Annotated in this window: 12 protein-coding genes; 6 read left to right on the top strand and 6 right to left on the bottom strand. The window is 73.3% G+C overall.

Annotated elements, in window-relative coordinates:
* Position 1: 1 nt before the first annotated feature.
* The 5 genes from RB614_RS04685 to RB614_RS04665 all read right to left on the bottom strand — a co-directional run bounded on the left by RB614_RS04685 (position 2) and on the right by RB614_RS04665 (position 5,852).
* Positions 2 to 1,690, bottom strand: coding sequence for an amidohydrolase (locus RB614_RS04685; RefSeq protein WP_308711088.1), 1,689 nt, complete (start codon positions 1,688 to 1,690; stop codon positions 2 to 4).
* 208 nt (positions 1,691 to 1,898) lie between these two features.
* A complete protein-coding gene (locus RB614_RS04680; protein ID WP_308711087.1) occupies positions 1,899 to 2,663 on the bottom strand; it encodes a helix-turn-helix domain-containing protein in 765 nt (254 codons plus the stop codon).
* 455 nt (positions 2,664 to 3,118) lie between these two features.
* Positions 3,119 to 3,880: a crotonase/enoyl-CoA hydratase family protein gene (locus RB614_RS04675; protein WP_308711086.1), complete on the bottom strand. Its 762-nt coding sequence runs from the start codon at positions 3,878 to 3,880 to the stop codon at positions 3,119 to 3,121.
* Complete coding sequence (locus RB614_RS04670) at positions 3,877 to 4,635, bottom strand: SDR family NAD(P)-dependent oxidoreductase (RefSeq protein ID WP_308711085.1); 759 nt, start codon at positions 4,633 to 4,635, stop codon at positions 3,877 to 3,879. Before RB614_RS04670 ends, RB614_RS04675 begins: the two co-directional genes overlap by 4 nt.
* 65 nt (positions 4,636 to 4,700) lie before the next feature.
* A complete protein-coding gene (locus RB614_RS04665; RefSeq protein ID WP_308711084.1) occupies positions 4,701 to 5,852 on the bottom strand; it encodes a thiolase family protein in 1,152 nt (383 codons plus the stop codon).
* 52 nt (positions 5,853 to 5,904) lie between these two features.
* Here RB614_RS04665 and RB614_RS04660 point away from each other — a divergent pair, with 52 nt between their 5' ends.
* From RB614_RS04660 to RB614_RS04645, 4 genes are read left to right on the top strand one after another with little or no spacing between them, the layout of a single operon-like run.
* Entirely contained in the window at positions 5,905 to 7,077 is a 1,173-nt protein-coding gene (locus tag RB614_RS04660; protein WP_308711083.1) for an acyl-CoA dehydrogenase family protein, read from the top strand.
* 45 nt (positions 7,078 to 7,122) lie between these two features.
* Positions 7,123 to 8,763, top strand: a complete 1,641-nt coding sequence (locus RB614_RS04655; RefSeq protein ID WP_308711082.1) for an AMP-binding protein — start codon at positions 7,123 to 7,125, stop codon at positions 8,761 to 8,763.
* A complete protein-coding gene (locus RB614_RS04650) occupies positions 8,760 to 9,638 on the top strand; it encodes an HpcH/HpaI aldolase/citrate lyase family protein (RefSeq protein ID WP_308711081.1) in 879 nt (292 codons plus the stop codon). Before RB614_RS04655 ends, RB614_RS04650 begins: the two co-directional genes overlap by 4 nt.
* On the top strand, positions 9,635 to 10,840 hold the full coding sequence (locus tag RB614_RS04645; RefSeq protein WP_308711080.1) for a CaiB/BaiF CoA transferase family protein: 1,206 nt from the start codon (positions 9,635 to 9,637) through the stop codon (positions 10,838 to 10,840). The genes RB614_RS04650 and RB614_RS04645 overlap by 4 nt, the downstream gene beginning before the upstream one ends.
* A gap of 7 nt (positions 10,841 to 10,847) precedes the next feature.
* Here RB614_RS04645 and RB614_RS04640 read toward each other — a convergent pair whose 3' ends face one another.
* Positions 10,848 to 11,615, bottom strand: coding sequence for an SDR family NAD(P)-dependent oxidoreductase (locus RB614_RS04640; RefSeq protein ID WP_308711079.1), 768 nt, complete (start codon positions 11,613 to 11,615; stop codon positions 10,848 to 10,850).
* Between the two features lie 38 nt (positions 11,616 to 11,653).
* Between RB614_RS04640 and RB614_RS04635 the strand changes: the two genes are divergently transcribed.
* Positions 11,654 to 12,874 carry an acyl-CoA dehydrogenase family protein gene (locus RB614_RS04635; protein ID WP_308711078.1) on the top strand — a complete coding sequence of 407 codons (1,221 nt, stop codon included), beginning with the start codon at positions 11,654 to 11,656 and terminating at the stop codon, positions 12,872 to 12,874.
* A 2-nt stretch (positions 12,875 to 12,876) separates the two neighbouring features.
* Positions 12,877 to 13,887: an LLM class flavin-dependent oxidoreductase gene (locus RB614_RS04630; protein ID WP_308711077.1), complete on the top strand. Its 1,011-nt coding sequence runs from the start codon at positions 12,877 to 12,879 to the stop codon at positions 13,885 to 13,887.
* Position 13,888: the final 1 nt, after the last annotated feature.

The following is a 13,888-nucleotide window of genomic DNA, read 5'->3' as shown; positions in this document are numbered from 1 at the left end:
CTCAGTGCACCTTTCCGGTGTCGTGCACGATGGACCCGCCGACGACGGTCAGCACGGACCGCACGTGCCGGATCTCCTCCTCGGGTACCCGGAAGTAGTCGCGGTCGAGCACCACGACGTCGCCGAGCCGCTCGACCTCCAGCACGCCGAGCTGGTCCTCGTCGGCCTTGCCGAGAAACCAGGTGTTGTCCCGGGTGTAGAGGTCGAGCACCTCGCGGCGGCTGATCTGCTGGCCGTCGTTGACGACGGCGCCCAGCGCGTTGCGGCCGGTGACCGCGTAGTACGCGTGGATGAACGGGTTCATCGGGGCGATCTGCATGCCGTCCGAGCTCATGCCGGCGTGGATCCCGTTGTCCACGATCATCCGGAACGGCGGTCCCGCGGCCGTACCGGTGCCGGCCAGGTAGCGCCAGCCGGTGAGGCTGAGCCCACCCCCGACCGCCTTGAGCCGGTCCACGTAGTCCTCGGTGATGAACGGGACGTGCGCCACCACCCACCGCAGGTCCTTGATGGACACTTCCGCGTGCACCGCTTCGAAGCCCTCGATCTCGGTGCGGAAGTCGGTGGCGGAGAGCGAGTGCACCTCGGCCCGCCAGCCGGCCCGGGCCACCCGCTTCGCCGCCTCCAGCCAGTTGGGGCCGAGGCCGCTGGCGATGAACTCGCCGATGCCGCCGGTCCGCACCATGTCGTCGCCGAAGAACGGGAACGCGTTGCGCAGCCGCTCTTCCAGCGTCGGCAGCGCCGGGTCGGTGTCCATGTGCAGGAAGTTGATCCGCAGCCGCACCGGCGCCTGCCCCCGGTCGTACAGCTCCAGGAACGGCAGGTGCATCGTGTAGTTGTCCTCGTGCGCGGCGCCGTCGCTCGGCGTACCCGTGGCTTGGAACGCCCCCTGGTCGAGGTGGGTGGTGACGCCGACGCTGAGCGCGTAGGCCATGGCGTCGCGCGCACCGCGCCGCCGCAGCTCGGGGGTGAGCCTCTGGCGCAGGGCGAGCGTGGCCCGGCCGGTCTGGGTGCCGGAGGCGATCGTCCCGTCCGCGCCGACGACCACGCCGGCCGCCTCGAAGAACGCCTTGCCGAGGCTGTTGGTCGCGGAGGAGCCGCTGAAGCCGACCGAGACGTACGCCGGGTGCCGGGGCAGGGCGGCGTCGAGCTCGGCGAGCGTGGGCAGGCGCACCTCGCGGAACTGGTTGAAGTGGAACCCGCCGATCGTCGTGACGAACTCGCCGGCCGGCACGCCCCTGGCCCGCGCCCGGTACGCCCGCTGGACGTCGGCGACCGAGTACGCGTTCTCCAGTGGAGTGTGGCGGCCGGGGCGGTTGCCCATCAGCACGATGTGGTTGTGGTTGTCGATGATGCCCGGGATCGCGACGTGCCCCCGCAGGTCGACCACCCGGGGGTGCTCGGGCAGGGCGCGGCGGGCGGCGCCGAGGCTGTCGCCGGCGTACGCGACCCGCCCGTCCCGGATGGCGAGGGCGCGGACCACGTCGTGCCGGCGGTTCATGGTGTGGATCGGTCCGTTGTGCAGGATCAGGTCCCGCTCCGACGGCGCGCCGTGCGCGGCGGCCGGTTGGGCTGATGCCGCCGCTTGCTGAGGGTGTGCCACCGCGCCGATGGCGGTGGCGGCACCGACGGCGGCGCCGGTGCGAAATATCGTTCTTCGGGGGACGCCTTCCTGGTCAGCCTGGGTCACTGGACACCGTCCTCTCACGGGGTCACGACGCGGCTATGGAGTGGGTGTCGGCGTGTGTTTCGAGCGGGGGTCAGCTTGGTTTCCGAGCTGTCTTAGGGCCGGAGTGTAAGCTCATAGTTCACACGTGTGCAATACCACTTACACACTTGCGATCTTGTGAACGCGCAGATGTACACCGTGGCGCACACGGCTCAGACTGAGTGGCGGCTCAGGACCAGCGCTCGAGCACGAACCAGACGCCCACGGCGGGCTCGGTGCTCTCGTTGCGGTAGGCGTGCGGGTTGGACGAGTCGAACGAGACCGCGTCGCCGGGCCGCAGCTTGTGCGACTCGAACCCCAGCGACAGCGTCAGCTCGCCGCTGATCACGAAGCCGAACTCGATGCCGGTGTGGCGCATCAGCAGGCCGGAGCTGGACGAGGTGCCGCCCGGCTGGTACGTGATCAGCAGGAACTCGACGTGCTTGTGCGGCATCCGGCCGAGCAGCTCCCAGGTCACTCCCGAGTCGAGGGTCAGCACCTCGCGCTCCTCCGGCGTGATCACCGGCCCGACCCGCCGGCCGGCCACCTCGACGCCCCCGGCGGGCAGCCCACCCCGCGGCGCGGCGGCGGCCAGGGCGGCGGTGAGCAGCGCGGACGGCTCGCCGCTCGGGGTGAACGCGGGCAGCCGCACGACCTGCGCCCCCGCCGGCTCCCCGGCTGCGCCGTCGACCCCGGCCCCGGCGTCCTCCGCCTCGACCCCGGCCGCCGCCTCCTCGGCCGTCGGCGGCCCGAACAGCTCCTCGATCGAGATGCCGAGCGCGGTCGAGATCGCGTACAGCGTGCTCACCGACGGGCTGCTCTTCTCCGTCTCGATCTGCGAGATCAGGCTCGCCGAGACCCCGATGTCGCGCGCCAGCCCGCGGATGCTCACGCCCCGCCGGCGCCGCTCGGCCCGCAGCCGCGCGCCGATCGGAGGCACCGCTGGCGACGCCACGACCACCTCCCGCGCGCTGCTCACCGGGGCTGGCCCCGGACCGGATGTCGAGTGTAGGTTACCGCCACAGCCACCCGTATTCGTCAAGTGCCTCTTAACACCGATGCGATTCCCGCCACTCGTCGCCCCGGGACCACCCGCCCGGGTGGCCGGGCCGGCGCCCCCTGCCCGCGCACCCGCCGCCACCGCCAGTCGCGCCCGCCGGCCCTCGCGCGCCACCCGCCTATGTGGACGCACCGCTCCTATGTGGACTCCCGGGCGGAGCCACCCCGCCCGCCGGAAGACCCCGGAGACCCGGCCCGCGGTCGGGGTGAGCACCAGCGGTACCAGAAGTACCTTATGAGGGCGCCATAACGTACTTCTGGTACCGCTGGCGCTCACCCCGACCCCTGCGGGGAGCCCGCGGGAGCAAACGGTCCTCAGCTGGCGCGGGCGGGTGCAAGCCTGAATGGGCTCTAGACGCCGCGCCAGTCGGGGTCGCGCTTCTCGGTGAACGCGCGGGCGCCCTCGACCGCGTCCTGCGAGGAGCGCACCGGCTCGTAGATCTCCTGCTGCCGCGCGAACGCCTCCTCGGCCGGCCACCCGCCCGACTCGACGACGATGCGTTTCGCGGCGCGGACGGCCAGCGGGGCGTTCCGGGCGATCTGCTGGGCGAGTTCGAGCGCGGCCGCCAGCGCGGTCCCGGTCGGGGTCAGGCGGTTGACCAGGCCGGCGGCGTGCGCCTCGCGGGCGGTCACCCGGCGGCCGGTGAGGATCCATTCGAGGGCGAGGGCGTACGGGACGCGGGTGGGCAGCCGCAGCAGGCCGCCGCCGCCGGGCAGCAGGCCGCGCCGCACCTCGGGGAGCCCGAACGTCGCGTCCTCGGCGGCCACCACCAGGTCGCAGGCGAGCGCGATCTCGAAGCCGCCGGCGACCGCGAAACCCTCGACGGCGGCGATCAGCGGCTTGTCCGGCGGCCGTTCCACGATGCCGGCGAAGCCGCGGCCGGGTACCGACGGGCGCTCGCCGGCCAGGAACGCCTTGAGGTCCATGCCGGCGCAGAAGCCCTTGCCGGCGCCGGTGAGCACGCCGACGCTCAGGTCGTCGCGCTCGTCCAGCTCGGTCAGGGCGGCGGCGATGCCCTTGGCGGTCGCCGTGTCGATCGCGTTGCGGACCTCGGGACGGTCGATGGTGACCAGCAGGACCCGGCCCTGCTCCTCGGTGCGGACGGGGGTCATCGGGGCTGCATCCGTACGGCGCCGTCCAGCCGGATCGTCTCCCCGTTGATCATCGGGTTGTCGACGATGTGCGCGGCCAGCCGGGCGAACTCGTCGGGGCGGCCGAGCCGGGCCGGGTGCGGGACCGACCGGGCGAGCCCTTGCTTGATCTCGTCGGAGAACCGGTCGAGGATCGGCGTGTCGAAGATCCCGGGCGCGATCGTGGCGACCCGGATCAGCCGGCTGGCCAGGTCGCGGGCGGCGACCAGGGTCATGCCGACCACGCCGGCCTTCGCGGAGGCGTACGGGATCTGCCCGATCTGCCCCTCCCACGCGGCGACCGACGCGGTGAGCACGCAAACGCCGCGCTCGCCGTCCAGCGGCTCGTTGCGGGCCATCCGGGCGGCCGCCAGCCGGAGCACGTTGAACGTGCCGACCAGGTTGATCCGCACCAGCGTCTCGTAGAGCTCCAGGTCGCCCGGGCTGCCGTCGCGGCCGACCAGGCGTACGGTGCCGCCGCGGCCGGCGCAGTGCACCAGTACCCGGATCGGCCCGGCGAGCTCGGCCGCGTCCAGGGCGCCCTCCACCGCGCCGGGATCGGTGACGTCGGCCGGTGCGAAGACCGCGCCGATCTCCTTGGCCACCGCCTCGCCGGCGGAGGTGGGCAGGTCGACGATCACCACCGACGCGCCGTCCGCGAGCAGCCGCTTGGCGGTCGCGAGGCCGAGCCCCGACGCGCCGCCGGTGACCACCGCGCTGGCCTGGTCGATCTTCAAATGGGCCTCCCGTTCGTGACGTGTCGCCGCGGGCCCGGGCCGCGGCCGGCGCGCGGGCCGGAGAGCTAGAGCCGTTCGATGATCGTGGCGTTGGCCATGCCGCCGGCCTCGCACATGACCTGCAGCCCGTACCGGCCGCCGGTCTGTTCGAGGTGGTTGACCAGCGTGGTCATGAGCCGGGCGCCGGAGGCGCCGAGCGGGTGTCCCAGGGCGATCGCGCCGCCGCGCGGGTTGAGCCGCTCCGGGTCCAGGTCGAACTCGGCGAGCCAGGCGAGCGGTACCGGCGCGAACGCCTCGTTCACCTCGACCGCGTCGATGTCCGAAATGGAGAGTCCGGCCTTGGCGAGGACCTTGTGCGTGGCGGGGATCGGGCCGGTCAGCATCAGCACCGGGTCGTCGCCGCAGACCGCCGAGGCGACGATCCGGGCGCGCGGGCGCAGCCCCAGGGCGGCGGCCCGCTCCGGGCTGGCCAGCAGCAGCGCGGCCGCGCCGTCGGTGAGCTGGGAGCTGTTGCCGGCGGTGATCTTCCAGTCCAGCTCGGGAAACTTGGCGCTGTTGAACGACGGGCGCAGGCCCGCGAGCACCTCGACGGACGTGCCGGGGCGGATCGTCTCGTCCGCGGTCACGCCGCTGATCGGCACGATCTCGTCGGCGAAGCCGCCGCTCCCGGCCGCCCGCGCCGCGAGCCGGTGGGACCGGGCCGCGAAGGCGTCGAGGTCGCCGCGGGAGAGCTTCCACTTCTCGGCGACGAGCTCGGCGGAGACGCCCTGCGGCACCAGGTCGGGGTAGCGGGCGCGCACGGCCGGGCCGAACGGGTCGGCGTCGCCGCGCGCCGAGCCCATCGGGACCCGGCTCATCGACTCGACGCCGCCCGCGATCGCCAGGTCGTACGCGCCGGCGGCGATGCCCCAGTGCGCGAACTCGATCGCCTGCTGGCCCGAGCCGCACTTCCGCTCGACCGTCACGGACGGCACGTGCTCGGGGTAGCCGGCCGCGAGCCAGGCCTGCCGGCCGGGGGTGGCGGACTGTTCGAGGTTCTGGCCGACGCAGCCGACGAGCACGTCGTCGACGGTGGCCGGGTCGACGCCGGTCCGTTCGACCAGCGCGGTGAGGACGCCGGCCAGCAGGTCGACCGGGTGCGTGCCGGACAGCGCGCCACCGGCCTTCCCGCGACCCATCGGAGAACGGACGGCGTCGACGATCAAGGCGGCTCCCATGCTTGACAAACTATCTCTGCATACCAATAGCATCAATAGCAGGGAGGCCCATGTGACGAATCTTGACGCAACGTCCTGGAGCGAGGGGCGCGAGGAGATCCAGGACGCGGCCCGGCAGCTGGCACGCGAGCGCTACGCACCCCGTGCCGAGCTCTGGGACCGCGAGCGCACCCGGTTTCCGATCGAGGAGCGGCGGTTCCTCGGGTCGCTCGGCCTGCTCGGCATCGCCCACCAGGAGCGGTACGGCGGCTCCGGGCGGCCGATCCTCGACGCCCTGGTGGTGATCGAGGAGCTGGCCAAGGAGTGCCGGCCCGCCGCGTTCCAGGTCTTCGAGGCGAACACGGGCCCGGCGCAGGTGGTCGCCCAGCTCGGCACCGAGCGGCAGCGGGAGCGGTTCCTGCCGCCGATCGTCAGCGGCGAGACCACGATGGCGGTGGCGATCTCCGAGCCGGACGCCGGCTCCGCCGCCACCGACATGACCACCCGGGCCAAGCTCGCCGGCGGCCGGTACACGGTGAACGGCACCAAGCGCTGGATCTCCAACGGCAGCGAGGCGGACAGCTACCTGGTGTACGCCCGGATCTCGGACGCGCCCGGCGCCAAGGGGATCGGGGCGATCATCGTGGAGGCCGACCGTCCCGGCGTCAGCTTCGGCCAGCCCGAGCGGCTGATGGGGTTTCGCGGCATACCCAGCGCCGACGTGGTCTTCGACGACGTCGAGGTGCCGGAGGAGAACCTGCTGATCGGCGCCGGCGGCTTCCGCCAGCTCTTCACCGCGTTCTCGATCGAGCGCCTCGGCAACGCCACGATGAGCCTGGCGATCGGGCAGGCCGCGCTCGACCGGAGCCTGCGGTACGCGCAGGACCGCGTCCAGTTCGGCAAGCCGCTGATCGAGTTCCAGAACATCCAGCTCACCCTGGCGGACATGATGATGCAGGTGGAGGCGGCCCGGCAGCTGCTGTTGCGCGCGGCGCACCACGCGGGCACCGGGATGCCGGTGCCGCTGGAGGTGTCGCTGGCCAAGTGCACCGCCAACGAGATGGCCAAGCGCGTCTCCGACCTGGCGATGCAGCTGCACGGCGGAAACGGCTACACCGAGGAGTACGGCATCGAGCGGCTGCACCGCGACGCGCACGGCTGGGCGCTGGCCGGTGGCACGCCGACGATGCAGCGGATCAGGATCGTCTCGGAGATGCTCGGGCGCTCCTTCGACCAGCGGCGCTAGCGCGCTTCACCAGCAGAGCAGGACCGAGCGCTAGAAGGGCGAGAGATGGCCAGGGAGTACACCGGCACCGTACCCAACTTCCCGCGGGACGAGTGGTCACTCGCCACCGTGCTGCGCGCGCACGCCGCCGCCCGGCCGCACGCCACCGTCCTGGCCTGCCCGGACGAGGAGGCGCAGTGGACGTACGCGGAGGCGCTCGCCGAGGCCGAGGCGATCGCCGGCGCCTGGTACGCGGCCGGCGCGGAAGCGGGCGACCGGGTGCTGATCATGGCGGCCAACTCGTCGCAGTTCGTCCGGAGCTGGTTCGGCACGGCGGTCGGCGGGCTGGTCGAGGTGCCGATCAACACGGCGTACGAGGGGGAGTTCCTGCGCCACCAGACCCAGACGGTACGGCCGCGCTGGGCGGTGGTCGACGACGTGCACGCCGAGCGGTTCGTGGCGATCGCCGAGCACGCCCGCGGCATCGAGCACTTCTGGGTGGTCGACACCGGGCAGGCCGACAAGGCGGTCGAGCTGCTGCGCACCAACGGCTGGCGGGCCGACCGCTGGGAGGCGCTGCTCGACGGCGCGCGGCTGGCGCTGCCCGACCCGTCACCGACCAGCCTCGCCTCGATCTTCTTCACCTCCGGCACCACCGGCCCCTCCAAGGGCGTGGCGATGCCGCACGCGCAGATGTACTTCTTCGGGCAGGAGGTGGTCTGGCTGACCCGGCTCACCGCCGACGACACGTACCTGACCACCACGCCCCTGTTTCACGGCAACGCCCAGTTCATGGCGGCGTACCCGGCGATCGTCGCGGGCGCGCGGGTGGTGGTGCGGCGCAAGTTCAGCGCCAGCCGGTGGATCGACCACGTCCGCGACGACGCGGTCACGGTCACCAACTTCGTCGGCGTGATGATGGACTTCGTCTGGAAGCAGAAGCCTCGCTGGGACGACGCCGACAACCGGCTGCGCTGCGTCTACGCCGCTCCGACCGCGAGCTCGATCCTGCGGCCGTTCATGGAGCGCTTCGGCGTGGAGTCGTTCGTCGACGCGTTCGGGCTCACCGAGACCAGCGCGCCGATCCTGTCGCCGTACGGCGAGATCCGCCCGCCGGGCGCGGCCGGGCTGCTGGCCAGCGAGTGGTTCGAGGCGCGGCTGGTCGACCCGGAGACCGACCGGGAGGTGCCGGTCGGCGAGGTGGGCGAGCTCGTGGTCCGCTACAAGCACCCGTGGACGTGCAGCCTCGGCTACTACAACATGCCGGAGAAGACCGTCGAGGCGTGGCGCAACCTGTGGTTCCACACCGGTGACGCGCTGCGCCGCGACGAGGAGGGCTGGTACTACTTCGTCGACCGGTACAAGGACGCGCTGCGCCGCCGCGGCGAAAACATCAGCTCGTACGAGGTGGAGCAGGCGATCCTGCAGCACCCGGCGGTCCGCGAGTGCGCGGTCATCGGGGTACCGGCCGGCGTCGAGGCGGGCGAGGACGAGGTGCTGGCGGTCGTGGTCACCGACGCGCCGGTCACCGCGGGGGAGCTGTGGGAGTTCTGCGCCGGCAAGATCCCGGCGTTCGCCACGCCCCGGTTCGTGCGGTTCGCCGACGCGCTGCCCAAGACGCCGAGCGAGAAGGTGCGCAAGGCGGCGCTCCGCGACGAGGGCATCACCCCGGACACCGCCGACCGGACCGTGTGGGCGGCGGGATGACCATGCGCCCGTACCGGTCGATCCTGTTCGTGCCGGGCCACCGCCCGGGCTGGGCGGAGAAGGCCGCCGCGAGTGGCGCGGACGCCGTCGTCCTCGATCTGGAGGACTCCGTCCCGGAGGGCGAGAAGGCGGCGGCGCGCGCGGTGGTCGCGGCCTCCGTCGCGCGGTTGCGCGCCGCGGACGCCACGATCGGCATCGGGGTACGGGTGAACCCGCTCGCCACCGGCCTCGCCGGCGCGGACCTGGAGGAGGTCGTGGTGCCCGGCCTCGACTTCGTCTTCCCGCCCAAGGTGGCCTCGGTGGAGGACGTCGTGCGCTTCGACGCGCTGCTCGACCACTTCGAGCGGCGCAACGGCGTGGCCGGCCTGGAGCTGTTCGTGCCGGCCGAGACCGTGGCGGCGATCCAGCACTGCGCGGCGATCGCCGTCGGACCCCGGGTCGGCGCGATGGTCGGCCCGACCGCCGAGCACGCCGACGTCACCCGCGCGGTCGGCTTCGAGTGGACGCCCGGCGGCGAGGAGACGCTCTACCTGCGCAGCCGGATCCTGCTCGCCTGCCGGGGCGCCGGCATCCACCCGGTGACCGGGCTCTGGGAACGCCTCGACGACCTCGACGGCCTGCGCGACTTCGCCACCCGCGGCCGCCGGCTCGGCTTCCGCGGCATGATCGCGATCCACCCCCGGCACGTACCGGTGATCAACGAGGTGTTCACGCCGAGCGCGGAGCAGGTCGCGTTCCACAGTGGACTCGTCGAGGCCTACGAGAAGGCGGTCGCGGACGGGGCGGGCGCGGTCCGCTACGCCGGCGTGCACGTCGACCGGGCGCACTACGAGACCGCGCTGGAGTGGCTGGCGCTGCACGGGGGTGCGCGATGACCGGCACGCCGCCGCTGGCCGGGGTCCGGGTGCTCGAGCTCGGCACCATGTACGCCGCCCCGACCGCCGGGCGGATGCTGCGCGACTTCGGCGCCGACGTGGTGAAGGTGGAGCCGCCGGGCACCGGCGACTACGCCCGGCAGTGGACCCCGCGCAAGGACGGGCTGGCGCTGGGCTTCAGCCGGCTCAACGCCGGCAAGCGGTCGGTCGCCGTCGACCTGCGCCGCGCCGAGGGGAGAGACCTGGTACGCCGCCTCGCCGCGCGCTGCGACGTGGTGATCGAGTCGTTCCGCCCGGGCCGGCTGGAGAGCTGGGGACTCGGCTACGACACGCTCCGCGCGGACAACCCCGGCCTCGTGCTCACCCGGGTCTCCGGCTTCGGGCAGACCGGCCCGTACCGGGAGCGGCCCGGCTTCGGCACGGTGGCCGAGACCGGCAGCGGCTTCGCGTACGTCAACGGCTGGCCGCAGACGCCGCCGACCTCACCGCCGTTCGGCTTCGCCGACTCGATCGCCGGGATCGCCGCCGCGATGGGCACCGCCATGTCGCTCTTCCGCCGCGAACGCACCGGCGCCGGCGACGTCGTCGACGTGGCCCTCTACGAGCCGCTGATGTTCATCGTCGGCGACATGATCCTCAAGTACCAGACCAGCGGCGAGATCCAGGGCCGCGTGGGCAACGGCACCGGCTCGGCCTCGCCGCGCGGGATCTACCAGGCCGCCGACGGCGGATGGCTCTCCATCGCCGCCTCCAACCAGACCATCGCCGAACGCCTCTTCGCCGCGATGGGCCGCCCGGACCTGCTGCTCGACCCGCGGTTCGCCACCAACGTCGCCCGGATGGCCAACAACGACGCGATCCAGGCCGAGGTGAGCGCCTGGGTGGCGAGCCGCCCGCGGGACGAGATCCTGGCCGTACTGGAGAAGCACGAGGTGGTCACGTCCGCGGTCAACGACGCGCGGGACATCGTGGCCGACCCCCACTTCCGCGAACGCACGCTCGTCGAGCTGACCGGCAACGACGTGCTCGGCCGCGTCCTGATGCCCGGCCCGGTGTTGCACCTGGCCGGCTCGGCACCGCCCGGGTACGACGGCGTCCCGGAGATCGGCCAGCACACCGACGAGATCCTGGCCGAACTGCTCGGCCTGGACGAGGGGGAGCGGGCCACCCTCCGCGCCGCCGGCGTAACCGCCCCGGCGTGACGCGGCCTCAGGGTTGGCCGCCGTCGACGGTGATGAGGGCGCCGGTGGTGAAGCTGGAGGCGGCCGAGGCGAGGTAGAGGACGGTGCCGACGATCTCCTCGGGCTGCCCGCCGCGGCGCAGGGCGAACGTGGCGGCCCGCGCGGCGAACGCCTCCGGGTCCCAGTGCCGGCTGACGTCGGTGAGGAACGTGCCGCAGACGACCGCGTTGCAGCGCACCGACGGGCCGTACGTGTGGGCCAGCCCGACGGTGAGGTTGTTGAGCCCCGCCTTGGCCGCCGCGTACGGCAACACGCCGGCCCGCGGCCGTACGCCGACGCCGCTGGAGACGTTGACGATGCTGCCGCCCGCGCCGGCGGCCATCCTCGCGCCGACCAGGGCGGAGAGGCGGAACGGGCCCTTGAGGTTGACCCCGATCACCTTGTCGAACAGCTCCTCGCTGACCGATTCGAGGGTGTCGTAGACCGGTGACATCCCGGCGTTGTTGACCAGCACGTCGATCCGCCCGAACCGCTCGTACGCGGCGTCGACCAGGCCGGGCAGCTCGGCCCAGTGTCCGACGTGGACGCCGTACGGCAGCGCCGCCCGCCCGGTCTCGGCGGTGATCCGCTCGGCCTGGTGCCGGCACGAGTCCAGGTCGCGGCTGGCCACCACGATGTCGGCACCGGCCCGGGCGAGGCCCAGCCCGATCCGCGCGCCCAGGCCGCGGCTGCCGCCGGTGACCAGCGCGACCTTCCCGGTGAGGTCGAAGGGGGTGCCGGCGTACGGCGCGGTCATGGCTCTCCTTCCGGCCGGTATTCCTTGTTATGGTAATCATGATTCGCGTCGAGGCACAGCAAGCGGCCGGCCCGGACGGGCGGCAGCCCGCCGCGATCGGCGTCACGTCGAAAGGGGATGGGGTGCTCTTCGAGCTGCCGGAGCCGTACCTGGCGCTGCGGGCCGAGGCCCGGGCCCTCGCCGACTCGGTGCGCGACCGGGCCGCCGAGGCGGACGAGCGCGACGACGTCGACCCGCACATGCGCGCCGCCCTCGCCGGGAGCGGCCTGGTCGCGCTGACCGTCCCCGGGGAGTACGGCGGCCGCGCCGAGCGGGTCGACTCGCTCGCCGTCACCGTGGTCCGTGAACAATTCGCCGCGACCAGCGCCCACCTCGACTCGCTCTTCGTGATGCAGGGCATCGGCAGCCACGCGATCGGCGTCGGCGGCTCCCCGGCGGTACAGCGGCGGTGGCTCGGCCCGATCGGGCGGCTCGACGCGATCGCCGCCCTCGGGCTGACCGAGCCGGACGTCGGCTCCGACCTGCGCGCGATCACCACCACCCTGACCCGGGACGGCGGCGAGCTGGTGGTCGAGGGGCGCAAGTCGTTCATCACCAACGCCGGCGACGCCGACCTCTACACGGTGCTCGCCCGCGACGGCGACGGGTACTCGCTCGTGGCGGTTCCCGCGCGGACCCCCGGCGTCACCGTCGAGAGGCCGCACCAGATCATCGCCCCGCACGTGCTCGGCGACGTCGTCCTGGACCGGGTACGGGTCCCGGCGGACCACCTGGTCGGCACGGCGGGCAAGGGGTTCCGGCCGGTGCTCGACACGCTCGCCACGTTCCGGGTCTCGGTCGCCGGGGCCGCGGTCGGGCTCGCCGAGGCGGCGCTGCGCGAGGCGGTGCGGCACACCGCCGGCCGGGAGCAGTTCGGCACGCCGCTGGCCCGGCTCGGCCCGGTACCCGCGATGCTCGCCACCTGCTGGACGGAGATCGAGATGGCCCGGGCGCTCACCTACCGCGCGGCCGCCGCGGCGGCCCGCGACCCGCGCGAAGGGCTGCACCTCTCCTCGATGGCCAAGGTCGGCGCGACCGAGGCCGCCGGCCGGGTGGTGGACCGCTGCGTACAGGTGATGGGGCGCTTCGGGCTGGTCCGCGGCTCGGCGATCGAACGGCTCTACCGCGAGGCCCGCCCGATGCGCGTCTACGAGGGCTCGACCGAGGTGCTGCTGGACTCGCTCGCCAAGCAGCTGATCCGCCGGTACACGGAGGTGTAGGCGTGCGCTTCGGACTGGCGATCCAGAACGACTTCCCCCCGAACCTGCGCCCGGCCGACCGGGTCGGCCCGATGCGCGAGCAGGTGGCGGCGGCCGCCGAGGCCGGGTTCTCCTCGGTCTGGATGCTGCAGCACTACCTGGGCAACCTGCCGACGCTGCAACCGATCCCGACGCTCGCCGCGATCGCCGCGGAGGCCGGCGACATGGCGGTCGGCACCAACATGCTCATCCTCCCGCTGCACCACCCGGTCGAGGTCGCCGAGACGTACGCGACGCTCGACCACCTCAGCGGCGGCCGGGCCGTGGCCGGGTTCGGGCTGGGCTACCGGGAGAACGAGTTCGAGTCCTTCGGCGTGCCGCTGTCCGAGCGGGTCACCCGGTACGAGGAGTCGGTGGCGATCGTCCGTGCACTGTGGACGGCCGAGCCGGTCGACTTCACCGGGCGGCACTACGCGCTGAAGGGGCAGCGGATCAGCCTCCCGCCGGTACGCCCGGGCGGGCCGCCGATCTGGGTCGGCGCCGGCGCGCACCGCACCGGGGCCCGGCGGGCGGCCCGGCTCGGCGACGCCTGGATCGTCCCGCCGCACGTCACCCCGGAGCGGCTGACGACCGTGCTGCGCTGGTACCGCGACGCCGGCGGCCAGGACGTGGTCGTACGCCGGGAGCTGGTGCTCGACCCCGACCCGGAGCGGGCGATGGCGGTCGGCCGGGCGGCGCGGGGTGCCCTGACCCGGGCCTACAGCGCGTTCAACGCGCCGGACGCGACCGAGAGCTACCGGCAGCTCTCCGACGCCGGGGCGGCGCAGGACGTGGCCGCCCACTCGTACCTGTTCACCACGCCGGAGGAGTGCGTGCGCCGGCTCGGCGAGCTGGCCGACCTCGGCGTCACCTACGTGATCCTGCGCATGCAGTGGTACGACCTGCCGCAGGAGCGGATGCTCCGCACGCTCGCCCTGTTTCGGGACGAGGTGCTGCCCCACTTCCAGACGACCTTCCCGAAGACCGGAGGCTGAC

This window comes from Phytohabitans maris (assembly GCF_031085175.1).
GTDB classification, from domain to species: domain Bacteria; phylum Actinomycetota; class Actinomycetes; order Mycobacteriales; family Micromonosporaceae; genus Phytohabitans; species Phytohabitans maris.
The sequence above is the reverse complement of the archived record's forward strand: the minus strand, read 5'-3'. Positions and strand labels throughout refer to the sequence as shown.

Excerpts from the sequence above, each read along its gene's own strand:
- RB614_RS04675 (WP_308711086.1), bottom strand. The coding sequence starts at position 3,880 with ATGACCCCCGTCCGCACCGAGGAGCAGGGCCGGGTCCTGCTGGTCACC.
- RB614_RS04665 (WP_308711084.1), bottom strand. The coding sequence starts at position 5,852 with ATGGGAGCCGCCTTGATCGTCGACGCCGTCCGTTCTCCGATGGGTCGC.
- RB614_RS04655 (WP_308711082.1), top strand. The coding sequence starts at position 7,123 with ATGGCCAGGGAGTACACCGGCACCGTACCCAACTTCCCGCGGGACGAG.
- RB614_RS04650 (WP_308711081.1), top strand. The coding sequence starts at position 8,760 with ATGACCATGCGCCCGTACCGGTCGATCCTGTTCGTGCCGGGCCACCGC.
- RB614_RS04645 (WP_308711080.1), top strand. The coding sequence starts at position 9,635 with ATGACCGGCACGCCGCCGCTGGCCGGGGTCCGGGTGCTCGAGCTCGGC.
- RB614_RS04640 (WP_308711079.1), bottom strand. The coding sequence starts at position 11,615 with ATGACCGCGCCGTACGCCGGCACCCCCTTCGACCTCACCGGGAAGGTC.
- RB614_RS04635 (WP_308711078.1), top strand. The coding sequence starts at position 11,654 with ATGATTCGCGTCGAGGCACAGCAAGCGGCCGGCCCGGACGGGCGGCAG.